We start from the raw sequence: 20,879 nt of genomic DNA on the forward strand, positions 1-20,879 counted from the left end.
TTTTACAACAACAGTTGAAATGCATCCACATCCACAAGCCCAAGATCCGTCAGACGCAATGACGGAATCACCGGCAATGCCATAAAAGACAAGGTAATAAACGGATCAACACCCTTGGAAACCCCCATTTCCCAGGCTTTCTCTAACATTCTGTCAATTCGTTCCTGAATCTTTCGGGCAGGTTCCTGACTCAACAGCCCCGCAATCGGAAGCGGAAGCGCATCCACAAGGTTTCCTTCAGATACTATCGCATATCCTCCCTGAATATCCTCAATTGCTTTTACCGCAGTCAGAATATCATCATCGTTATCACCGGCTGCAATGATATTATGAGAGTCGTGTGCTACCGATGTTGCAATCGCACCATTTGTAATCCCATATCCTTTTAAAGGCGCCGCCGCTGCGTTTCCGGTTCCTCTGTGCCGCTCAAAGACACACAACTTAGAATATTCATGATCCGGCTGAAACCATCCGGCTTCCTGCGGGACCTCTTCCCGTAAAAATTCTGTCACAATCTGTCCCGGAATCATACCGATCGCCGGAATCTCTCCCTGTGCTTTCACTTGAATTTTTTCTTTTGCAACGTCCTTTAAAATCACCGTATGAAGCATTGACTCCCTGACAGCTCTTGGCTTCCCCGAAAACAAAGTCTCATCCACAAGCTTTCCCTGTTTATACACGGAATGAATTTGAATTTCTTCCAGAGAATCCAGTACCACAACATCCGCGTCTCTGCCTTCGCAAAGCGCTCCCACATTGGTCAGACCATAAGTTTCCGATGCGTAATACGTTGCCATCGCAATCGCCTGTACCGGATCCATCCCCAGCTGGATGCTCTTCCTTATATTGTACCCAATATGACCTTCATTTTCAATAGTATCCAAATGTTTATCATCTGTACAAAACATAAAGTTTGAGATCAATTCCGGTTCCCGCAGCAATCCGGGAATAATATTTGCAACATTTCTTGCAGCACTTCCCTCCCGCACCAGAATTTTCATCCCCGCGAGACATTTTTCTCTCGCCTCTTCATAAGAGGTACATTCATGATCTGTCATAACTCCGGCTTGTACATAGGCTTTCAAATCCTCTCCCGTCAGTCCCGGTGCATGTCCGTCAATAACCATTCCTTTGCATAAATCTAATTTCTCCATGATCTCCGGATCTCTGGCCAAAACCGCCGGATAACACATAACCTCTCCCAGTCCCAAGACCAGCGGATGATCTTTCCAGCGCTTCATATCCTGTGCGGTAAAATCGGCGCCATTGGTTTCAAATGGAGTCGCCGGTATGGACGAAGGCATCATTACATAAATTGTCATCGGGACATCCTCGGCAGCATGAAGAATATATTCCATAGCATCATTTCCCTTAACATTTACCAGCTCATGAGGATCTGCAATCACCGTTGTTGTTCCTTTGGGCATCACCGTTTTGGCAAATTCCATTGGGACCGCCATGCCGGACTCAATATGTACATGGCTGTCAATAAATCCCGGAGTCAAATATTTACCGGCACAATCCACTTCTTTCTTCCCGGAGAAGCTTCCAATTCCTGCAATCTTGCCATTCCGAATCAAAAGGTCCGCCTTCCGGATGCATAGATTCACAACATCTACGATGTTTCCGTTTTTTAAAACCAACTCTCTTGTATCCATCAGCACTCTTTTTTCCTTTCATAAAAACGTACAATTCCTACATAGTATTTTGAACCGGGATTGAATAACATATTCCAGTCAATTTCTTCCCGTTCCCCGCAATTGGACCAGATTAACTTCTCTTGTTCTTCATCAAATCCCGTAACTGTTACCCAATGCCAATTATCTTCCCGCAGTTCTTTTGCAGGATGTCTTAAAATCAAAAAGGCAACAGGATCTCCATTACAAATTCCCTGAAATATAAATTCCAATGCCTGATTTTTTTCTTTTGGCAAAAATAAACTTTTTGATTCCAAAACAATTCCCCGGTCCGCCGCATACGCCTTAAAATCTTTTGCAAACCTTCCAATCAATGGATATCCCATAAATCCTGGTTTCATATAACCGTACATGGTTTCCATTAATTTTAAATAAACATCATAGTTATCTGCATTTAATTCCCATTGATACAATGCTTTCATTTTCGGTTTTGTTTTAGCGTAGATTGCAGCGATATTACTCCCCGTAACACTTCCGCACCCTGCCAGTCTTTGAAAACTTCCCGAAAACCATTCCTGATTCCCTCCATATCCTATGGTTTCTCCATCCCTCTGAATCAAAGGACAGCAAAGTTCTTTTCTCATATTGTATTCCTTTCCTGCATAAACTAGAAAAAAAGAAGTTGGATCCTATGAAACATTTATCGAATCATCATATTTTTAAGCTCTGCATGGTTCTTCCCGCCGTAATATCTCTGTGTTCTTTTATACTTTCTCCCCATATATATGATATGATTTCTGAGTTTCGGACACCTTCCTTTATGCCTGACATTCATTCACTCTTTTTCTTTATGCTTGTATTTTCCATCTTTTTTGGCATCTCTGCTTATTACGTCATCCTTTCATCCGGCAGGTACACTGCTCATATTTTAAAATTTTATGCGGCGTCCTGCTTTTTCCTGTTTTTCTGGCCAATCCTTCTATTTGAATATCAGCTTCTATTTTTCGCATTTGTCTGGACCATCATGCTGAATCTGATCAACTTTTATTTATTCTTCATGTTATGCGCTTTAAACTTAAAATCTACAATATCACTGATTCCGTATTTGTTATGGTGCCTGTTTTTATGCTGTTTCACACTCAATTTCCTGATTTTAAATTAAAAAATAGCAAATCCGCCTATCATATCCGGTCTGTTTCCTATATAATACTTGCAGAACGATTTGATAACCAACAAAAGAAAGGCATACAACAATGAAGAAGATGATTCTTTCACTTTTGATTGCGGTATTCATTCTCACCGGCGCTGTGATTACAACTTTAAACTTCCGACCTCTATATTACCACGATATTAACGCTTTGAAAATAGAACAAACTTCCGGATTTTCCAAAACAATCATCCGAAATAATTATGACGCTCTGATTACGTATAATTCTATTTTCTTCCATGATGATCTAAAGCTGACCTTGCCCATGTCTGAGGAAGGCAGGATTCATTTTGCAGAGGTCAAACGAATCTTTACCGTCATTCAGATTCTCTGCCCGTTGTCTCTTTGCGCGGCTGTCCTTCTTGGCATCTTTGAATTTCAGCGCCGCAATTATCAATTTCTTAAAACCGGCGCCATAACGACCTTGCTTTTACCTTTGATTTGCGGCATTTTTATGCTGTTCAACTGGGAACAAACCTTCATTCTCTTTCATAAAATCATGTTCCGAAATAATTATTGGCTATTTGATGAAGCCTTAGATCCAATCATCACGATACTTCCCGATGAATTTTTCTTACACTGTGCTCTGATGATTCTTTCCTTGACTTTCCTTGGAGCCGTTTTATGTCTTGGATTTCACTCTTTTTTTCGACATAAATTTATGTTATAATGTTTTAATATTAATTTTTTATTACAAATGTTACATTTTATTTAAGTCTGGAGTTGACTTTTATGATAAGAAATACAAAAATCAAGACAAAAGAAATCCGAAAAATTTTAAGAAAACGATGGATTCGTCGTTTTCTTCCTGTACTGTTTATTTTCTGCGGGATCGGACTTTTCACAGCCCAGTATTTTCACTCTTCTCAAAAAAAGACCACACCGCAAAAAGAGAAATCTGACGCATCAAAGCAAACAGCGTCCCCTTCCAAAAAAAACAGCAGCTCCGCTCAATTAAAACCCTGGTATACATATCACAGTGTTGCCCACGCGATGGGCGGACTGGACGGAAAAGATTACTTAAATTCCATCGATGGATTTTACCCTGCTTATGAAAAAGGTTACCGGATTTTTGAGATGGACATCCTTTTCACTTCCGACCACGTTGCTGTCGGAAAACACCGCTGGGGATGGAACCTTTCCGATCCCACCACAAAAAAAGGAACCCCTGCTTCTTATCAGGAGTTCAAAAATACAAAAATTTATGGAAAATATACTCCCACCTCTTTCTTAGATGTGTTGAATCTCATGGAAAAATATCCAGACTTCTATTTAATGACAGACTCCAAGAGTACCAAACCCAATGCCGTAAGAGAAGACTTCCGTATTTTAGTCCAAACTGCCAAAAAAGTGGGAAAAGAAGACCTTCTGGACCGCATCATCGTACAAGTCTATAACCAAGATATGTACTATGCCGTAAAAAGCGTATATCCCTTTAAAAATTTCATATATACAACTTACCAGCAGCGTGATGCGGCCTTTTATCGAATGATCAAATTCTGTAAGGCAAATGGCATTCAGGGCGTCACCTGTCCTCAGAGCGACGTCAATGATTACCGAATGGAGCTTTTAAAAAAAGAAGGGATTTATTCCTACACCCACTCCGTCAATAACTCTTACTATGCAAAAGAATATATGCGGTTGGGCGTTTACGGAATTTATTCTGACTTTCTTTCCCCGGTACAGATTCAGAAAAGCTGGCTTGCAGTAAACTGTCCAGACTTTATATGGAACTACCTCAAGGCACGAATCCCCGCTTTACAAAATTAGGAGCTTTGCTGCGCAATCTTATTTCTTATATCCAGTGGCCCGGTCCACCACGTTTACCAAAGCTTCCCCTGCCATATAGCGCCTTAAATTGCCTGCTGCAATATCCACAATGCGGTACAGGGTTGCCGGATGATGAAAATCTCCGGAAATATGAGGGGTGATTACCGCATTTTGAACGTTCCATAATTTGTGCTGGCTTTGCAACGGCTCCGGATCGGTCACATCCAGTCCCGCTCCATAAATTTCTCCGGAAATCAAAGCCTGGCAGAGATCTTCTGTGTTCACAGCACTTCCTCTTCCCGCGTTTAATAAAATAGCAGTAGACTTCATCGCCTCAAATCTTTGTTTACAGAAAATATTGCGAGTCCCCTTGGAATCCGGAAGCACAGACAGAACAACATCTGCCTCCGGGAGCAGTTGATCTAGCTTCTCCATACTATAAATCTCATCCACATCCTGAGGCACTTCTCCGGGTCTTCTCTTAATTCCAATCACACGATATCCAAAATTTTTCATCAGCCTTGCAAAATATAATCCGATATCTCCAAGTCCTACAATTAATAAGGTTCCCCCTCGCAATGACATGACGTCTCCCTCATCCTACCACTCGCACTGGTTTTGATTATCCCGATACAAATGCAGCTTTTTCTGAATCGAAAACAGCACTGCCAGCATATGTTCCGCTACTGCCGGACCATATGCCCCCGTGGCGTTGGTCAATAAAATATGATCTCCCAAGACGCCTCTCTTGACATAGGCATCTGCCCCCGCAGAATTCAACTGCAGCCATTCCAAACGCTCTGCTTCATATAATAAAAACGGATCAACATTTCCCAGAATAATATTGGCTTTCTGAACCAAGTCTTTTGACACTTTTTCGTAAGATGAGTAAACAAAGGTATTTCCCGGAGCGCTGGCTTCCAATGTCTTTTTGTGTCCTTCATCCACCGGCATTACAACTAAAATATTTTTTCCTGTCTTCATCTTTCCATTCCCCTTTCCAACATACAACAAAACCTGCGATTCTACTATGCCCGAACCATCATTTGCCCGGCAAATACCGCACCTAAACACGTTGTCACACTGCATACCATATAACAGACTGCCGTCGCAGCCCTCCCCGAACTTATCAGATTGGAACTCTCCAGGGCAAATGCAGAAAATGTCGTAAATCCTCCGCACACTCCGGTTTTCAGAAATAAGATCCATCTGGAATCTCCCAATCCGTACTTTACTGCCATTTGGCTGACAATTCCAATGACCAACGCGCCAGTGACATTAATGATAAAGGTCACCAGCGGAAACTGAGTCCGCTCGGAAATATGAATCCAGCTCATAATATATCGAAGAACAGCTCCTACAAAGCCGCCCGCACCTACGCAAAAACAATTCCAGATCATAAAAAAAACCTCCCAAATGATTTTATTTTATATCACTGGGAAGATTTTTGCAATTTTATTATGCGGCGCTACCGTTTTTGTTTTGGTTCATAATCGTTTCATATTCCTTTAATTTTCTCGCTGCCTTGGGCTCCAGCTTGGTCGGCACCTGGATTTGCACCGTCGCATACTGGTCCCCTTTCTGCCCATGATTGTTCATGGAAACAATTCCTTTGCCTCGAAGCCTGATTTTTGTTCCGGACTGCGTCCCTTCCCGAATCTTGCAAAGAACATTTCCATACAAAGTTTGAATCGGAACCTCCCCGCCGAATACGGCTGTGGTAAATGGAATATTTACAGTTGTATACACATCCATTCCTCTGCGCTCAAATCCGGGGTTCTCTCCAACGGTGACCCGAAGCAAAAGATCGCCTGGCTCTCCCCCTCCGATTCCTCTATGTCCTTTGCCCCGAAGCCGTATGCTTTTTCCTGTATCAATTCCCGCGGGGATATGGACTTTCAGCGATTGAGTCCTGCCTGTTTCATCTTCAAAATGAAGCAATTTCTCACCACCGGAAACTGCCTCATCAAAACTCACTGTAATATCCGCCGTGATGTCTGCGCCTCTCTGCCGAAAATAGGATTCCCCAAATCCATTTCCATAAGCTTCCGCCCGGTGAAATCCACGGTTTCCAAAAATATCTCCAAAGATGTCCCCGAAAATATCCCCGGCATCTTCTCCGGTAAAATGAAACTCCTGAAATCCCTGATTTTGATTTTTATAAAAATCAGATTCTGTACCGGTGCCGTCAAAGGCAGCATAGCCATAGCGGTCGTATAGTTTCCTTTTCTCCGGATCACTTAAAATCTGATATGCGTCTGTTATTTCTTTAAATTTTTGTTCTGCCTGCCGATTTCCGGAATTCATATCCGGATGATATTTTTTTGCCAGCCTTCGATATGCCTTTTTTATTGAAAAATCATCAGCATCCCGACGGACTCCAAGAATCTCATAACAATCTTTTTTTGCTGCCATCTTCTCACCTTCTTTACATTCCTTATTTTCCAAACAAAAGGAATGTGCCGAGCACATTCCTCTTAAAGATTTTTATCCCTCAATGGTTACATAACGTTTTTCTTCTGCCTTTTTCGTTTCATCTTTCTTCGGAATGTCCAGTGTCAGAATACCATTTTCAAATTTTCCATGAATATCATGTTCTGTCACACCTTTACCGACATAAAAACTCCGGCTCATATTTCCTGTATAACGTTCGCGGCGAAGATATTTTCCATCTTTATCTGTTTTATCGCTGCTGATGTCTTTTGCCGCACGGATCAGCAGATATCCGTCTTTCAGCTCTGCTTTCACCTCATCCTTTGTAAAGCCGGGAAGGTCTATGGACACTTCATAGCTTCCGTCTTTTTCCTTCACATCTGTTTTCATCAGATTGGCATGATTCTTTCCGTACAATTTTTTGTCAAAATCAGGGAAAGAAAAATCCATCCAATCATTTAATAAACTTTCTCCAAAAATACTTGGCATCATCATAAGTCATCTCTCCTTTTCTGTTCTATTTGTTCCTCTTGTTCTAGTTGTAATATATCACTTATTATCAGCACTGTCAATACTTGAGTGCTAATTTTTTTAAAATCCTCTATAGTCAACCATTATTTTTATTAGGTTGACATTCAAACATTTTTTTGATAAAGTTTTTTGTAATCATAAATACTATTTGAGAATTTTAATGAGGTGATTCTATGAATTTTTACATTCCTGCTACCAATCAAGATCCATTGCTCTCCCGACAAGATGCTATGGATATTTTAAATACCCCGGATCAGGAGCTTGACTCCCTGATCCAATTTGCCGGAAACCTTCGTCGAAAATATAAAGGAAGACAGGTGGGCATTCACCTTTTAACCAATGCCAGAAGCGGCAATTGTTCTCAGGACTGTTCTTATTGTGCGCAATCCTGTCATTCTCATGCAGATATTAAAACTTATTCCTGGATTGACGACCAAAAACTATACGACAATCATGCCTTTGTACATAATTCCCATTTATCCAGACATTGTATTGGATTCAGCGGTATGAAATTTACCGATGAAGAGATTGAAATTTTAGCAGAAAAGATTCAGAGAATGAAAACCGACGGAACGCACCTTTGCTGCTCCATTGGCTTTTTAACAGAAAAACAAGCGCTGATTTTAAAAAAAGCCGGTCTGGATCGCATCAATCACAATCTAAATACCAGCCGCTCTTACTATCCTAACATTTGCTCTACCCATACCTACGAACAAAGACTTGAAAATATTCGTATGCTCAGAAACCTTGGATATGAAATTTGCAGTGGAGGCATTGTTGGCATGGGAGAAACAAAGGAAGATCTTGTAGATTTATTCTTTGACCTGCAAGGCGTCCAGCCGGAAGCCGTTCCGATCAACTTCCTGCTGCCAATTGCCGGAACGGCACTGGAACACGCCGATACTTCCGCTCTTACACCGGAATACTGCCTGAAAGTGGTATGTCTTGCGCGCCTTATGATTCCACAGGCAGACCTTCGATGCGCAGCCGGACGGGAAATCTATTTTAAAGGAAAGGAAAAAGAATTACTGACAGTTGTAAACTCCATTTTTGCCTCCGGATATCTGACTGCTCAGGGTCAGGGGATTGACGACACCATTCAGATGATTACAAACGCCGGCTTTACCTTTGAGATTGAATCAGACTAGGCTCCACTCACAGAGCTGTTCTCATCCAGATATGAGGACAGCCCTCTTCCTCCTCAACTTCTCCGTATGCGCAATATCCCAGTTTCTCATAAAATTGCGCTGCCCGACACTGGGCATGCAGTTTCATCGTTCTTGCTCCCCTTGAAACGGCATATTGTTCTGCTGCCCGAACCACTTTTTCTCCCAGATGCTTTCCTCTTTGGTTTTTTACTACCGCCAATCTCCCCAGAATCAATGTATCCGGTTTCCTGTCTTTTAAGATCCGGCACACTCCCGCCGGATGATCTTGATCATCATATAACACAATATGAACCGCTGTATGATCCAACTCGTCCAATTCATTTTGAAATCCCTGCTCTTTGATAAACACACTCTCCCGAATCTTCCATGCATCCTGCGGCAATCCGTTTTCACTGACTTTTATCACCAATGTGTATTCCTCCTGTTTCATTTTTCTCTGTTTTCTGAGCCATATAATTTCTCCATCCTCCATACTCTGATATTTCTTTCATGCCCTGAACCAGCTCCGGTTCCCCGATCACTCCGAGAACAACCTCTCCATCTTCTAATTTGACCTTTCCGATGGACAATCCTTCCGGTTCCTGCTCCAGAACTTTTGCCAGACCTTCATATGGAACTTCCCAGATTTCTACATGCACGCTTACGGCATGTTTCTCCTTTGGACTGACACGAATCATTGCCGGATTTTTATCATTGATGCTCCAAAGCCGATAGCTCTTCTGGGTTTTTGCCTCTTTCAAAAATACTGCATTGACCGCCAGCAGATTTTTTTCCAGTTCCAATCCCCTCATTAAAGTTCCGTTAACCGCTAATTTTACACCCTTCATATGGTCAGCTCCTTCCTTATTTCAAACAATAAAAACTTCATTTTCTGCTTTTCTTTGATAGTTGATTTTCAGCATCTCCACATGAGATAAAAACTCCGGATCATCAAAATATTTTAGATGCTCGGGGCAATTTTTTACACACGCCTGACATTTGATGCAAATTCCCGAAATCGTTTTCGGATCTTTCAAATCAATTGACCCCATCGGACATCCATTTGCACAGATTTTACAGTCTGTACATCCCGGTTTCGTTTTAGGCTTCGCCTTTAAAAAGACCGCCGGAGTTCCGTCCGTTTTCAGTGGTACATAATACGGCGGAATTGGCTCAATCCCCTTCACTCGAACCGGATAGGCCGGCTCCGCCTCTGCTTTCATTTTATCGGCTGTCCGGTTTGCCAGAAACATTATATCCGACATATCCTCATCGTCGGGGCGTCCCTGCGCCAGTGATTCACAAAAAGCATGCTGTGCAGCAAACGCTCCGGCAGCAATGGTATGAATGCTACACTGTTCCAGTTCATTGCGCAGTTCCATTAATGCATGATCAAAACTGCGATTTCCAAAGGTAACAATCGGTACTCCCCACGCTCCGTTTCCATGAAAAACGGATCGGATGACCGGAAGTATTTTATTCGGTACTCTGCCCGCATAAACCGGAACTCCAAATACAACCAGTTGATGCTTTTCAAATTCATACACTTCCTGCCGCCCTTTGGGCAATGTGAAATCAACTCTGTCTATTTTGACTTGAAGCCGCTGTGCCAGCTGCTCTGCAATGGCTTCCACTACTTTTTTTGTATGTCCCGTCGGACTGAAATACACAGCCTTCACCTCTTTGATCTCTGCCACATCATCACTCCTATCTTTCTTTGCCGGCAACGCATCCTTCTGTTTTCGTTTAGTCCATAATTTTAGTATAATTGACTTTCGATTTGGGAGCAATAGCTTCATTTACACAAAATAGAATTTATGGTAAACGAAAAGAAATTATACAATAGATTCAGGTGAATATATGAGTGAACATTTAATAAAAAGAAGCCTTTGAAAAGGCATCTTTTTTACATCCTTGCTGGGGCTCTTGCTTTTCGCAATTTCCGTTATTATCCTTTTTTCTTAACAAACTCTTTAAATAAAGTAACATTTGAACAGATGCACCGGGAAACTCAGAAATACAAAAACCGTCTTCCGGAACAGGTGGACCATATTTTTCAAACTTTGCGTACGGTTGGTGCGTTTTTTGAAAATGATAATCTTTTGGACTCCAAACACTTTACACAAAACTTATACAACTCCAATCAGAAAAATGATTTTGAAGTTATGGGATATTTTCCAAAAGGTCAAAATGGAACCATTGCAATCTTAAATAAAGGGATTGAAACCAACATTGATCCAAAAGCTTAAATATTGAAGCGCAAAATACACTAAAACGGGCATTCTTTTAAATTCTGACGGAGAATTTTTAATTCGTTCTTCCCATGCTGTTGTGAAAAAGAAGATTCACACTATTTTCTCTCAAAATTATTTTTCTAAAGAAGAAGATGCGTCTATCCAAAAAACACTGAAAAAGAATCTGCCAACTCGCTTTTGTGCCATATCAAAAAAATATTGGATGAGGAGTTAAGCTCGGACGAATTTTTCTGTCGTGACAGCGCTGACCTGTTTTATATTTTTCTGCAGAAATCCAATCGAAAAAATGTTCAAAAACGCTTTGAACGAATTATGGACAAGATTAATATTGAATTTATTAATCATCATCATAATTATCGAATTTCTGTGTACATTGGCATTGTCATGTGCAAAGATTTTGAACAACACGGAAACCTCAATGCACATAACCTGATTACTTCTTCTCATTTTGCTCTCCTGACTGCAAAGACCTCAATCTCCGGTAAAATAGCCTTTTACAATAAAGACAGTCATGTCCATGAAGAGCTGGAAAACTATATAGAAACCCATATGCATCATGCTCTGGAAAACAATGAATTTAAAATGCTTTTACAGCCGAAAACTGATTTGAAAACAGGCAAAATTGCAGGTGCGGAAGCATTGGTCCGCTGAATACGGAAAGATGGAACTTTAATTTTTCCAGATCAGTTGATCCCTTTTTTTGAGGAAAATGGATTTCGCATTATCATGAAACAAATTTTTCATATTCCAAAGCAGCTGCATATCAACACCATTGTAGAAGGCGTTGAAACTGACGAGCATGAAGATTTTATTCGGGAGCCGGGAAGTGATTATTCACAAGGATATTTTTATAGTCCTCCAATCACCATTTTTGAATTTGAAAAACAATACCCTCTGAAACCACTATAAATTCATAGTGCTTTCCACAAAGCGGGACAAATCTCTCTCAGGAAAGACTTATCTCGCTTTCTCCTGTTACTTTCACACCGTGTTCTTTTAATAGCTTTGCAGTCACTCCATCCCCCTTCCTTAAAGATTTTGTAAATGTTCCGTCATAGATTAGTCCGCATCCGCAAGACGGGCTTCTCTCTTTTAACACAGCATACTTACAATTATATAATTTCGCCAATTTTAACGTTTCTTCTGCGCCCTTTTTATATTGTGCCGTTACATCCTGTCCATTTTTCGTTATGACTCTGTCCCCATAGATTTCCGCAGGGCATCTCGGAGTCGAAAGACCTCCAAGAATCTCGGGGCAAACCGGGATAAGATCATGCTCTTTCATCAATTTATGGACCCGGGGACAATCATTATGGTCCTGATTGTATTTACAATCCACTCCCAACAGACATGCACTGACTAAAATTTTCATCGCTCTATCCTCCATAGCTTCAAATATATTGATATTTCTATCATACCACGAATCCAAACTTCATCTCTCTCTGCTTTTTAAAATGTCATGATATTTTTATGTCTCTTCTCATGTTATAATAACTCTCAGGAAAGGAGTCAGCTTATGTACACATGGAAAGAAATTGAACATTATGTCCGTCACTGTACCCGATGCGGTCTTTGTCATACCAGACAACATCCGGTCATGGGACGCGGCAGCCACCATGCAGATCTTATGTTTATTGCAGAAGCGCCGGGAGCCACAGAAGATCAGCAGGGAATTCCTTTTGTTGGTCCTGCCGGGAAATTATTTGATGAACTACTCAATTCCTGTGGATTATCTCGTGAAGAAATCTATATGACCAATATTTTAAAATGTCATCCTCCGGGCAATCGCAATCCTAAAGAAGAAGAAAAAGAACAGTGTTTTCCGTTTCTCCAATATGAAACCTATCTTTTAAAACCGAAAATTATTGTCTGCCTCGGTCGTGTTGCCGCTCAGCGAATTCTTTCTGCGGACTTTCGGATCACCAGACAGCACGGGACATGGATTCACCGAAAAGGCTGCGCCTTAACTGCCGTTTATCATCCTTCTGCGATTCTCCGCGATCCCTCAAAAAAAGAAGATACCCTGCATGACTTTCAGGAAATTGTAAAAATGCGGACGTCTCTGGGGGAAGACCTTCCAAATTAAAATGCTTATGGAAGAAATTTCATTTCATATATGCTATAATGATTTTTGTTATATCGTATACATAAAGGAGAATTATTATGGATAACCAAGACGTACTGGCAGTGGTTGCCGGGGAAGAGATCACTCAAAAAGATCTGGATGCACTTTTGCATGCTCTGCCAAAAGAACAGCAGGCATACGCGGGAAACGAACAATTTCGTCAGCAGTGTTTAGAACAGATCATAACCATCCATCTGTTTGCAAAATTAGGAGAAGAAATGGATCTTGAAAATACGGATGCTTTTCAGGAGAACATGGCACATGCCAAAAGAGAGGTTCTTGCTCAAATGGCTGTGGGAGAATCTATGAAGGACATTTCCGTGACTGAGGAAGAAGCAAAAGCTTATTACACTGCCAATGAAGATCAATTTCTAAGCGGTGAAACAGTTCATGCAAAACATATCCTTGTGGATGAGGAAGATGCATGTCAAAAAATTCTCGAAATGATTGCTTCAGGTGAGAAATCCTTTGAGGAGGCCGCAAAAGAGTATTCCACCTGCCCTTCCAGTGAAAAAGGCGGAGACCTTGGTTCTTTCGGGAAAGGACAGATGGTAAAGGAATTTGAGGACGCCGCATTTTCCGCTCAAATCGGTCATGTTGTCGGACCTGTAAAAACCCAATTTGGTTACCATCTGATTCAAGTAGAACAAAAAAATGATGCCCAGACTTCCGTTTTTGAAGATGTGTCCGACTCAATCAAAAATATATTGATTCAGCAAAAACGAAATGATGTATATGCAGAAAAAATTGCTCAATTAAAAGCAAAATATATGCAATAAAAAACTTCCGTATATCAAATTCTAACCTGATATACGGAAATTTTTTATCCTGTCTATAAGTTCCCCTCTCTGGTGCTTTTTATGATTTTCCTCATATAATAAAACAAACGGTTATGGAGACTTTCTTATGTATTTACTCTTCGGCATTCTTTTTGCCGTATGTATTTTATTCTTTATCATTTATTTTTATCGCCGCACGTTCATCATCAGAAAAATCTGCTGTATGAGTGACTGCGAAAAGCTCAATTTGCTCAACGATCTCGTCGAGCCCTTTGGCTTTTGCTATCTTCCCGACCAGGATATGATAACCTCCACTTTACACCCATGGCAGAAAAAATTGGGATATCGCTCTCTTTATGACCAGAGCGCTCCTCGCTTCAACATGGTATTTGATTGTGAGCCCATCTATTTTGATTACGGCAATCATACCTGGCTGATTGAATTTTGGAAAGGACAATATGGGATCAATCTTGGCGGAGAAGTCGGCATTTATAAAGCAGAAACACGCTTAGAACCCGGTCAATATCAGCAAGCTAATTTCTGCGGCGTATCCGATTCCGAACTTCTCCCTGTATCCACCTCATTAAACCACAAAGGAACTCCTCTTTTTTCAATCTGCCGTTCCCATTGGTGGCTGACAGGTTTTAAAATGGGATGTTTCTGCGAACCAGAAAATCTTACAATGGATATCTCCATTGTTTTCCCAAAAGAAGAAATGCTTTTCACCTTTACAAACAGCCTGAGAGCATGTGGTTATCATCCTTGTGAAATATGTATAGACTGCCTTATGGTTTCTTTTTCTTTTTCACTCCCACACACCAGACAGCCCCGCCATCTTCATCGGTTTCACTCAGCATTGTCACAGTGGGAAAATGAAAAATTCTCCAAATTCTACAGATTTATAACACAACCTTTTTCATGCACGCTGGACAGAATGCTGTATTTGTACTTTTTTCTTCCTGCTGCATTTCGTCATATGGTTCATCTCCGGAAAAAGCCTCATCCAAAATTTCAAAGAAAGCATCGAAGCAAATGATGAACTCTTATCAACGCATCTTGAAAGCATTTGAACATCCACTTTGCCTACCGCTGAATTCTGATTCCAAGTATGTCATTTTCAGCGACTGCCACCGCGGTACCGGAAAAACAAATGATAATTTTTTAAAAAATGAACTTCTGTATCTGGCAGCCTTAAAACATTATTATCAAAATGATTTCACCTATCTGGAATTAGGGGACGGAGATGAACTTTGGGAAAATCGCTCCTTTTTTGCAATTACTCAAACATATCCAGAGTCTTTCCAATGGCTGTCAAAATTTTATCACCAGGGGAAATTTTTTTCCGTTTACGGAAATCATGATATTGTGAAAAAACAACCCGATTTCCAAAAGACATCCTGCCAAAGCTATTACTATGAACAAACCCTATGTAACTGCCCATTATTTCCGGATATTATCTTTTATCCTTCTATTATTTTACAGGACTGCGAAAAAAGAAAAGATCTTTATTTAACTCACGGCCATCAGGCTGACTTCCTAAACAGCACTCTCTGGCCTCTTTCTCGTTTTCTGGTCCGCTACATTTGGCGGCCGCTGGAATCTCTTGGTGTTCCAGATCCAACCAGTGCCGCCAAAAATCATCGCCGAAAGAAACGCTCCGAACAGCATTTAACTTCGTGGGCCGAACAGCAAGGGCACATTTTAATCACAGGGCATACGCATCATCCCATGATCGGAACTGTAAAATCACCTTATTTCAATACCGGAAGCTGTGTTTCCCCCTCCGGAATCACCTGTATTGAAATCACAGACCGCTGTCTCTCTCTTATAAAATGGAGCTTAAAAACAAACGATCACCAAATTGTCTACGCAGGCAGAAGTACGCTGGGCCAACGCATCTGCATTGATGAATATTAAAAAACTTTTACTTTATCATCTCCATATATTGCTTTGCGAGCTTTGTAAGCTGACCGTACTCTTCTTTCATGACCAGATTCTTATCCACCAAGTTTCCGCCAACTGCCGCCATACGATACCCTGCGTCCAGCAATGGTCTGATATTCTTTACATTGACTCCCCCAACTGCCGCATAGGCAATAAAATCACACGGACCTCGAAGCGCCTGAATGTACTCCTCCCCAAAATTCCCTGCCGGAAAAATTTTCACAACATCGGCTCCCGCACGATACGCCGCCAAAGCCTCTGTTGCCGTAAATGCCCCCGGCATGGATTCCTTTCCCAATTCTTTTGTCTGTTTTATCACCTCGATGTCCATATTGGGAGAAATCATATACTCAGCGCCCATTTCTGCCGCTCGCTTCACTTCCTGAGGGCTCAGCACGGTACCGGCGCCTAAGTAAATCTGATCTCCAAATGTATTATGAAGTTTCTTTATGATCTGCAGCGTCTTTTCCTGTTCCTCTTCCGATGAATGACTCAGCGGCAGTTCTATGGCTCTGATGCCGCCGTCCATCAATGCCTGAACGGTCGGAATAATATGCGCGTCATCAATTCCCCTTGCAATCGCAAGTATTTTATACTCTAATAATTTTGACATTTCGGCTCCTCCTCTTACCATTCCGCCATGGTGCCGTCATAATTTCTCCATTTCGGATTTGTCCAATGAAGTCCTTCCTCAGAAACTGCTTTCACCATATACTCATCAATTTCCAAGCCTAATCCCGGTTTTTTCGGTACATCCACGTATCCGTCTTTGTATTGAAAAATCTCTTTGTTTTTTACAAAGTCCAACAAATCAAATCCTTTGTTATAATGAATTCCCAGACTTTGCTCCTGAATAAATACATTTGGTGAACAAACATCTACCTGCAGTGTAGCCGCGAGAGCAATCGGTCCATATGGTGCATGAGGCGCTGCCGCCATATCAAAAGCCTCTGCCGCAGAGAGAATCTTTTTCGTTTCTAAAATCCCTCCGCACAAAGCAACATCCGGTTGGATAATATCCACAATTCCTTCTTTCCACAATCTTTTGTACTCCCAACGACTGATGAGCCGCTCCCCTGTAGCCAGCGGAGTCGATACTTGATTGGCAATCACACTGAAACTCTCCTCATTCTCCGGAAGAAGAACCTCTTCCATAAACATCAACTTATATGGCTCCAGCTCATGCGCCAGCACTTTTGCCATCGGTTTGTGAACTCTGCCATGAAAATCTACCGCAATCCCAAAATCATTACCCAAAACTTCACGAATGGATGCAACCCGGCCTACAACTGCCTGTACTTTTGCAAAGGAATCTACGTAATGCAATTCTTCTGTGGCATTCATTTTGACCGCATCAAATCCCATATGCTTTCTCTCCAGCGCCGCCTTTACCACATCATCCGGGCGGTCTCCTCCGATCCATGAATAGACCTTGATCCGATCTCTTGCCCTCCCTCCTAAAAATTCATATACCGGAATTCCATAATATTTTCCTTTGATATCCCACAATGCCATTTCAAGACCGGATACTACGGTTCCATTGATCGGGCCGCCTCTGAAAAATGATTTATATAATTCCTGCCACAGGCGTTCGATTTCAAAGGGATCTCTCCCAATGAGATACTCTCCCATTTCCTTAGCGCCTGCTACAACGGTTCTGGTTTTGGTTCCAGAAATCATTTCCCCCCATCCCTCAATTCCTTCGTCCGTACAGACCTTTACAAAAATCCACCTTGGTTTTACTTCATATACTATAACATCCGTAATTTTCATGTTCAGTCTCCTTTACTTACTGCTGTATCACCTATGATTCAAATGTTCCGTTAGAAAATGCCTGCAATCAAAGACAGCAGATAAGACAACAGATGCGTTCCTGCATCTTCAGTTGAAACCAGCACTGCATTTCCCAGCTCGTATCCTCCTGCAACTGCCAAAGATGTATGAACCGGCGCCAAAGCTGTTGCAATTCCCAGCATAATCGTTGTAAAAATAATGCACGAAATATATGCTCTTACCACATTACCTTTACTGAAAGCAACCGGATACGCGGATAACCACATTGCCTGATACGCAATATCAGAAATTGGAAGCAAACGGTTAAACGGAAGGATCATAGCCAGTAAAATCGTTGTGGGAACCATTAAAATACCAACTGCAATACAGCTTGGATTTGCGATGGTTAACGCCGCATCTATTCCGATATGAAAATTATTTCCTTCAAACTTTTTATTTAATAATTCTTTTACTGCATCTGCAAAGGGGATTAAACCTTCCATTAATACCTGCATCATTTTCGGCGTCAGCAGCATCGTCGCCGCAGTATACATTGCAACACTCATGACACCTGCAGCATCATTTCCTCCGAGAATTCCAAAAATTACACCTAAAATCAGTCCAATGATCAATGGTTCTCCTAAAATGCCAAATTTCTTCTGAATAGACTCAGGATCTGCCTTTAAATTTTTGAATCCCGGAATTTTATCGTATATTTTATTTAGTATGTATGCCAACGGCGCCCAACTGATACTATTGGATGTTGGAAACGATACTCCCGGAAGCCCAAAAGCTTCCTCTACGACAGGCTGCGTCCAATCTGCCAGTTTAAATGTAACAATGGCGCAAATTGCTCCGCAGATCAGCCCGATTACAACGCTTCCGGAAGCATAATAACAAATTGCCGCACAGAAAATGAAATGATTATAACTCCAAAAATCAACCATCACACAGTTGGTTAATTTTAATACCAGCATCAGAATATTCAGTCCCAATACTACAAACACGACCACTGCTGCCATTGGATACGCCCACGTTGCCGCCGCTCTTGCAGGCCATCCCACATCCATAATATCCGTATGCAGTCCAAAAGTTTTTACCATATTTTGTACACTTGGGCCAACCTGTGCAATAAATGTATTAATAATTAAGTTCACTCCACAAAATCCAACTCCGGTTGTAACACAACACTTTATTAATTTGCCCAGCTGCACTCTCAAACATATGCCGATGACAAACATAATGATCGGCATCATACACATCGGACCCAGACCACTGATCCAATTCAAAGCATCAATCACAATCTGCAATTTCATTTTTCCTCATCCTTTCCTATTTTTTTAATACCTCTATAATTTTCTCAATGGTTGCCTTTTCACCAACGCCAGTCACAAAACACGTCCCCACAACCACCGGAACATTCTCTGTTAAAGTATCCTTTAACACCCCTGTAGGGACAATCACATCCGGCCGTTCCTGTTTTACCATCCCCTGAACTTCTGCAAATTTGCACTGGACAAATTTTGCGTCAATTCCTGCGTCCTGCATTGCCTGCTTTAGTTTATTAATTGCCATTGTAGAAGTAATCATTGAAGACCCGCAACATACCATTATTTTTTTCATTATCTTTTCCTCCTAACCTTTCATGATTGCAACAACTTCTTCAGATGCCTGAGCATTTACAATACGCTGCATTTTTTCTGAATCTGCAAAAATCGTCATAATATCCTGAAGAATTTCAATCTGCTTTCCGTTTTTATCTAACGCAATATTAAATACCACCTTCACATCAACAGACGAATTATCATCCATACGTTTAAATTCCACCGGATCATCCAAAACAGCAATCGCTATGGCAGAAGATATTACATGCTCCGGCGAAACATGCGGAATAGCCACCTCCCATGACTCGAATTTTAAACCTGTGGGATACATTTCCTCTCTCTCCAAAACAGCATCATAAAAGCTTTCTTTTACTTTACCGTTTTGCAATAATTTTTCATAAAGCTTTCCAATAACCTCCTCCTTTGTTCCAGCTTTTACATGAATTAAAACACATTCTGGAAATAACATATCTTTTAACTGCATTTTATCTGGCTCCTTTTCCTAAGTTGATTTTGGTGTCAAAAGTGATTGTGAAGTTCTAATGACTGCCTAAAAATTTCTGAGGATTTCCAATGAGCATTGCCCAAAAATCTGCTTCTGCTATATATTTTAAGAGCGTGTCCTTCAGCTCTGTTAATATATAGGGAAAACCAGGCTTTCCACCATAGGAGATCAGATAGTCTGTTTTTCCCATATCCCCTGCCAATACGACGCGGTCCGCAAACCCTGCTTCTGCTAACTCTCTGATCATCTCAACACAAAATTGGTCCTTATCTTCCAAACTGCGCCCGACATGATCTATGCAGATCGTCGCTCCTCTTTTGCATAATTCTTTTGCATACTGAATATCATGCCGACAATCAATATGGCATAACATTACGTTATCCGGCGACACCCCTAATCGCTCCAAAAAATCTAATTGCTCCATTCCCATAGTCCCCTGATCACAGTGGGTACTAATGGGAATTCCGGTATCCCGCTGTACTCTTGCAGCAACTTCGATTGCTTTGGCTTCCTGATTCGTAATTTCACAAAAACTCGTTCCTATTTTCAGAACCCCCGGCCGTATCGAAGTTCCGCCAATCCCCCGCTGAATTTCCTCTAAAATTAATTGATATAACTGATACTGTGTTTTCTCTCGAAACCAGGGCGGCATAAACAACTCCTTATGAAATCCCGTACAGCATACAACATGAATCCCTGCCTCATAGGCAATTCTTTGATAGGCTCTCACATCCCTTCCATAATAAATGGGCGTCATTTCTACAATTGTCTTCCCTCCACATTGCGAAAACAGCTTCGCCTCCTTTGCAGAAACCCTCTCATCTTTTAAAGTATACGCAAGATATTGGTCAGATGAATGCTGAGGCTGTACTATGAGATGTTCATGAGAGTACACAACCCCCAGCTGTTCTGCATTTACAATTCCATTAACGGTCATTACCTGACCTTTTTTCATTCATACACCCCCTCTTTTTTTGCACATCTCTATCTCCTGTGAATCGTTTTATGGTCTGAGATAATAAAAAACGATCTGTCACACTAAACAAAAAACGCTGTATATTGAAAACATGTTTCAGCCGTTTCATGTTTTCAATATACAGCGTTTTCACCTCCGACACCACAACAGGAATTCCCGTTATCATTGCGGACATGTTGAAATAAAAATTTC

Annotated in this window: 28 protein-coding genes; 11 read left to right on the forward strand and 17 right to left on the reverse strand. The window is 41.3% G+C overall.

Translation table 11 applies throughout. The features are described from left to right. Positions 1-2: 2 nt before the first annotated feature. A complete protein-coding gene (gene ade / locus AC27EF_RS10965; protein ID WP_487110867.1) occupies positions 3-1,658 on the reverse strand; it encodes an adenine deaminase in 1,656 nt (551 codons plus the stop codon). Beyond that, positions 1,658-2,281 (reverse strand): hypothetical protein, encoded by a 624-nt coding sequence (locus tag AC27EF_RS10970; RefSeq protein ID WP_487110803.1) that lies wholly within the window; start codon positions 2,279-2,281, stop codon positions 1,658-1,660. Before AC27EF_RS10970 ends, ade begins: the two co-directional genes overlap by 1 nt. An 86-nt stretch (positions 2,282-2,367) precedes the next feature. On the opposite strand from AC27EF_RS10970, the gene AC27EF_RS10975 reads away from it, so the two are divergent. From AC27EF_RS10975 to AC27EF_RS10985, 3 genes are all read left to right on the forward strand, one after another. Further along, positions 2,368-2,799, forward strand: coding sequence for a TspO/MBR family protein (locus AC27EF_RS10975; protein ID WP_487110868.1), 432 nt, complete (start codon positions 2,368-2,370; stop codon positions 2,797-2,799). A gap of 91 nt (positions 2,800-2,890) precedes the next feature. Next, entirely contained in the window at positions 2,891-3,514 is a 624-nt protein-coding gene (locus tag AC27EF_RS10980) for a TIGR01906 family membrane protein (protein WP_487110804.1), read from the forward strand. A gap of 62 nt (positions 3,515-3,576) precedes the next feature. Beyond that, on the forward strand, positions 3,577-4,614 hold the full coding sequence (locus AC27EF_RS10985; RefSeq protein ID WP_487110805.1) for a phosphatidylinositol-specific phospholipase C/glycerophosphodiester phosphodiesterase family protein: 1,038 nt from the start codon (positions 3,577-3,579) through the stop codon (positions 4,612-4,614). Positions 4,615-4,632: 18 nt separating this feature from the next. Here the strand turns inward: AC27EF_RS10985 and AC27EF_RS10990 are convergent, their stop codons facing one another. The 5 genes from AC27EF_RS10990 to AC27EF_RS11010 form a co-directional block, all read right to left on the reverse strand. Then, positions 4,633-5,199, reverse strand: coding sequence for a D-2-hydroxyacid dehydrogenase (locus AC27EF_RS10990; protein WP_487110806.1), 567 nt, complete (start codon positions 5,197-5,199; stop codon positions 4,633-4,635). Positions 5,200-5,214: 15 nt separating this feature from the next. Continuing rightward, positions 5,215-5,598: a Rossmann-fold NAD(P)-binding domain-containing protein gene (locus tag AC27EF_RS10995; RefSeq protein ID WP_487110807.1), complete on the reverse strand. Its 384-nt coding sequence runs from the start codon at positions 5,596-5,598 to the stop codon at positions 5,215-5,217. 44 nt (positions 5,599-5,642) lie between these two features. Continuing rightward, positions 5,643-6,014, reverse strand: a complete 372-nt coding sequence (crcB, locus tag AC27EF_RS11000; RefSeq protein WP_487110808.1) for a fluoride efflux transporter CrcB — start codon at positions 6,012-6,014, stop codon at positions 5,643-5,645. A gap of 58 nt (positions 6,015-6,072) precedes the next feature. Further along, complete coding sequence (locus tag AC27EF_RS11005; protein ID WP_487110809.1) at positions 6,073-7,029, reverse strand: DnaJ C-terminal domain-containing protein; 957 nt, start codon at positions 7,027-7,029, stop codon at positions 6,073-6,075. A 72-nt stretch (positions 7,030-7,101) separates the two neighbouring features. Then, the gene (locus AC27EF_RS11010; protein WP_487110810.1) at positions 7,102-7,542 is read right to left on the reverse strand and encodes an Hsp20/alpha crystallin family protein; all 441 of its coding nucleotides are present in this window, start codon (positions 7,540-7,542) and stop codon (positions 7,102-7,104) included. 209 nt (positions 7,543-7,751) lie between these two features. On the opposite strand from AC27EF_RS11010, the gene bioB reads away from it, so the two are divergent. Next, entirely contained in the window at positions 7,752-8,726 is a 975-nt protein-coding gene (gene bioB / locus AC27EF_RS11015; RefSeq protein WP_487110811.1) for a biotin synthase BioB, read from the forward strand. 7 nt (positions 8,727-8,733) lie between these two features. On the opposite strand, the gene AC27EF_RS11020 is transcribed toward bioB, so the two are convergent. From AC27EF_RS11020 to AC27EF_RS11030, 3 genes are read right to left on the reverse strand one after another with little or no spacing between them, the layout of a single operon-like run. Beyond that, a complete protein-coding gene (locus tag AC27EF_RS11020) occupies positions 8,734-9,153 on the reverse strand; it encodes a GNAT family N-acetyltransferase (protein ID WP_487110812.1) in 420 nt (139 codons plus the stop codon). Beyond that, a complete protein-coding gene (locus AC27EF_RS11025) occupies positions 9,137-9,574 on the reverse strand; it encodes an allophanate hydrolase-related protein (protein WP_487110813.1) in 438 nt (145 codons plus the stop codon). Before AC27EF_RS11025 ends, AC27EF_RS11020 begins: the two co-directional genes overlap by 17 nt. A 21-nt stretch (positions 9,575-9,595) precedes the next feature. Continuing rightward, the gene (locus AC27EF_RS11030) at positions 9,596-10,423 is read right to left on the reverse strand and encodes a flavodoxin family protein (RefSeq protein WP_487110814.1); all 828 of its coding nucleotides are present in this window, start codon (positions 10,421-10,423) and stop codon (positions 9,596-9,598) included. 300 nt (positions 10,424-10,723) lie between these two features. Here AC27EF_RS11030 and AC27EF_RS11035 point away from each other — a divergent pair, with 300 nt between their 5' ends. The 3 genes from AC27EF_RS11035 to AC27EF_RS11045 all read left to right on the forward strand — a co-directional run bounded on the left by AC27EF_RS11035 (position 10,724) and on the right by AC27EF_RS11045 (position 11,890). After that, positions 10,724-10,975, forward strand: a complete 252-nt coding sequence (locus tag AC27EF_RS11035; protein WP_487110815.1) for a hypothetical protein — start codon at positions 10,724-10,726, stop codon at positions 10,973-10,975. A gap of 183 nt (positions 10,976-11,158) precedes the next feature. After that, entirely contained in the window at positions 11,159-11,632 is a 474-nt protein-coding gene (locus AC27EF_RS11040) for a diguanylate cyclase domain-containing protein (protein ID WP_487110816.1), read from the forward strand. A gap of 75 nt (positions 11,633-11,707) precedes the next feature. After that, positions 11,708-11,890, forward strand: coding sequence for a hypothetical protein (locus tag AC27EF_RS11045; RefSeq protein ID WP_487110817.1), 183 nt, complete (start codon positions 11,708-11,710; stop codon positions 11,888-11,890). A gap of 37 nt (positions 11,891-11,927) precedes the next feature. Here AC27EF_RS11045 and AC27EF_RS11050 read toward each other — a convergent pair whose 3' ends face one another. Then, a complete protein-coding gene (locus tag AC27EF_RS11050; protein WP_487110818.1) occupies positions 11,928-12,353 on the reverse strand; it encodes a 2-thiouracil desulfurase family protein in 426 nt (141 codons plus the stop codon). Positions 12,354-12,497: 144 nt separating this feature from the next. Between AC27EF_RS11050 and AC27EF_RS11055 the strand changes: the two genes are divergently transcribed. The 4 genes from AC27EF_RS11055 (at position 12,498) to AC27EF_RS11070 (ending at position 15,802) form a co-directional block, all read left to right on the forward strand. After that, entirely contained in the window at positions 12,498-13,067 is a 570-nt protein-coding gene (locus AC27EF_RS11055; RefSeq protein WP_487110819.1) for a uracil-DNA glycosylase, read from the forward strand. Between the two features lie 77 nt (positions 13,068-13,144). Beyond that, the gene (locus AC27EF_RS11060) at positions 13,145-13,885 is read left to right on the forward strand and encodes a peptidylprolyl isomerase (protein ID WP_487110820.1); all 741 of its coding nucleotides are present in this window, start codon (positions 13,145-13,147) and stop codon (positions 13,883-13,885) included. A 127-nt stretch (positions 13,886-14,012) separates the two neighbouring features. Further along, positions 14,013-14,921, forward strand: a complete 909-nt coding sequence (locus AC27EF_RS11065) for a DUF4474 domain-containing protein (RefSeq protein ID WP_487110821.1) — start codon at positions 14,013-14,015, stop codon at positions 14,919-14,921. Then, entirely contained in the window at positions 14,918-15,802 is an 885-nt protein-coding gene (locus tag AC27EF_RS11070) for a metallophosphoesterase (RefSeq protein WP_487110822.1), read from the forward strand. The genes AC27EF_RS11065 and AC27EF_RS11070 overlap by 4 nt, the downstream gene beginning before the upstream one ends. 7 nt (positions 15,803-15,809) lie before the next feature. On the opposite strand, the gene AC27EF_RS11075 is transcribed toward AC27EF_RS11070, so the two are convergent. Genes AC27EF_RS11075 through AC27EF_RS11100 form a run of 6 tightly spaced genes read right to left on the reverse strand, consistent with a single transcriptional unit; the run spans position 15,810 to position 20,666 of the window. Beyond that, positions 15,810-16,442 (reverse strand): bifunctional 4-hydroxy-2-oxoglutarate aldolase/2-dehydro-3-deoxy-phosphogluconate aldolase, encoded by a 633-nt coding sequence (locus AC27EF_RS11075; RefSeq protein WP_487110823.1) that lies wholly within the window; start codon positions 16,440-16,442, stop codon positions 15,810-15,812. Between the two features lie 14 nt (positions 16,443-16,456). Beyond that, a complete protein-coding gene (gene dgoD, locus AC27EF_RS11080; protein WP_487110824.1) occupies positions 16,457-17,602 on the reverse strand; it encodes a galactonate dehydratase in 1,146 nt (381 codons plus the stop codon). Between the two features lie 50 nt (positions 17,603-17,652). Beyond that, entirely contained in the window at positions 17,653-18,918 is a 1,266-nt protein-coding gene (locus AC27EF_RS11085; RefSeq protein WP_487110825.1) for a PTS galactitol transporter subunit IIC, read from the reverse strand. A gap of 16 nt (positions 18,919-18,934) precedes the next feature. Then, a complete protein-coding gene (locus AC27EF_RS11090) occupies positions 18,935-19,225 on the reverse strand; it encodes a PTS sugar transporter subunit IIB (protein WP_487110826.1) in 291 nt (96 codons plus the stop codon). A gap of 12 nt (positions 19,226-19,237) precedes the next feature. Beyond that, positions 19,238-19,690 (reverse strand): PTS sugar transporter subunit IIA, encoded by a 453-nt coding sequence (locus AC27EF_RS11095; protein WP_487110827.1) that lies wholly within the window; start codon positions 19,688-19,690, stop codon positions 19,238-19,240. A gap of 55 nt (positions 19,691-19,745) precedes the next feature. After that, positions 19,746-20,666: a phosphotriesterase family protein gene (locus AC27EF_RS11100; protein WP_487110828.1), complete on the reverse strand. Its 921-nt coding sequence runs from the start codon at positions 20,664-20,666 to the stop codon at positions 19,746-19,748. Positions 20,667-20,879: the final 213 nt, after the last annotated feature.

Source organism: Anaerostipes stercorihominis (genome assembly GCF_057535655.1).

Excerpts from the sequence above, each read along its gene's own strand:
- ade (WP_487110867.1), bottom strand. The coding sequence starts at position 1,658 with ATGGATACAAGAGAGTTGGTTTTAAAAAACGGAAACATCGTAGATGTT.
- AC27EF_RS10970 (WP_487110803.1), bottom strand. The coding sequence starts at position 2,281 with ATGAGAAAAGAACTTTGCTGTCCTTTGATTCAGAGGGATGGAGAAACC.
- AC27EF_RS10975 (WP_487110868.1), top strand. The coding sequence starts at position 2,368 with ATGGTTCTTCCCGCCGTAATATCTCTGTGTTCTTTTATACTTTCTCCC.
- AC27EF_RS10980 (WP_487110804.1), top strand. The coding sequence starts at position 2,891 with ATGAAGAAGATGATTCTTTCACTTTTGATTGCGGTATTCATTCTCACC.
- AC27EF_RS10985 (WP_487110805.1), top strand. The coding sequence starts at position 3,577 with ATGATAAGAAATACAAAAATCAAGACAAAAGAAATCCGAAAAATTTTA.
- AC27EF_RS10990 (WP_487110806.1), bottom strand. The coding sequence starts at position 5,199 with ATGTCATTGCGAGGGGGAACCTTATTAATTGTAGGACTTGGAGATATC.
- AC27EF_RS10995 (WP_487110807.1), bottom strand. The coding sequence starts at position 5,598 with ATGAAGACAGGAAAAAATATTTTAGTTGTAATGCCGGTGGATGAAGGA.
- crcB (WP_487110808.1), bottom strand. The coding sequence starts at position 6,014 with ATGATCTGGAATTGTTTTTGCGTAGGTGCGGGCGGCTTTGTAGGAGCT.
- AC27EF_RS11005 (WP_487110809.1), bottom strand. The coding sequence starts at position 7,029 with ATGGCAGCAAAAAAAGATTGTTATGAGATTCTTGGAGTCCGTCGGGAT.
- AC27EF_RS11010 (WP_487110810.1), bottom strand. The coding sequence starts at position 7,542 with ATGATGATGCCAAGTATTTTTGGAGAAAGTTTATTAAATGATTGGATG.
- bioB (WP_487110811.1), top strand. The coding sequence starts at position 7,752 with ATGAATTTTTACATTCCTGCTACCAATCAAGATCCATTGCTCTCCCGA.
- AC27EF_RS11025 (WP_487110813.1), bottom strand. The coding sequence starts at position 9,574 with ATGAAGGGTGTAAAATTAGCGGTTAACGGAACTTTAATGAGGGGATTG.
- AC27EF_RS11035 (WP_487110815.1), top strand. The coding sequence starts at position 10,724 with ATGCACCGGGAAACTCAGAAATACAAAAACCGTCTTCCGGAACAGGTG.
- AC27EF_RS11045 (WP_487110817.1), top strand. The coding sequence starts at position 11,708 with ATGAAACAAATTTTTCATATTCCAAAGCAGCTGCATATCAACACCATT.
- AC27EF_RS11050 (WP_487110818.1), bottom strand. The coding sequence starts at position 12,353 with ATGAAAATTTTAGTCAGTGCATGTCTGTTGGGAGTGGATTGTAAATAC.
- AC27EF_RS11055 (WP_487110819.1), top strand. The coding sequence starts at position 12,498 with ATGTACACATGGAAAGAAATTGAACATTATGTCCGTCACTGTACCCGA.
- AC27EF_RS11060 (WP_487110820.1), top strand. The coding sequence starts at position 13,145 with ATGGATAACCAAGACGTACTGGCAGTGGTTGCCGGGGAAGAGATCACT.
- AC27EF_RS11065 (WP_487110821.1), top strand. The coding sequence starts at position 14,013 with ATGTATTTACTCTTCGGCATTCTTTTTGCCGTATGTATTTTATTCTTT.
- AC27EF_RS11070 (WP_487110822.1), top strand. The coding sequence starts at position 14,918 with ATGATGAACTCTTATCAACGCATCTTGAAAGCATTTGAACATCCACTT.
- AC27EF_RS11075 (WP_487110823.1), bottom strand. The coding sequence starts at position 16,442 with ATGTCAAAATTATTAGAGTATAAAATACTTGCGATTGCAAGGGGAATT.
- dgoD (WP_487110824.1), bottom strand. The coding sequence starts at position 17,602 with ATGAAAATTACGGATGTTATAGTATATGAAGTAAAACCAAGGTGGATT.
- AC27EF_RS11085 (WP_487110825.1), bottom strand. The coding sequence starts at position 18,918 with ATGAAATTGCAGATTGTGATTGATGCTTTGAATTGGATCAGTGGTCTG.
- AC27EF_RS11090 (WP_487110826.1), bottom strand. The coding sequence starts at position 19,225 with ATGAAAAAAATAATGGTATGTTGCGGGTCTTCAATGATTACTTCTACA.
- AC27EF_RS11095 (WP_487110827.1), bottom strand. The coding sequence starts at position 19,690 with ATGCAGTTAAAAGATATGTTATTTCCAGAATGTGTTTTAATTCATGTA.
- AC27EF_RS11100 (WP_487110828.1), bottom strand. The coding sequence starts at position 20,666 with ATGAAAAAAGGTCAGGTAATGACCGTTAATGGAATTGTAAATGCAGAA.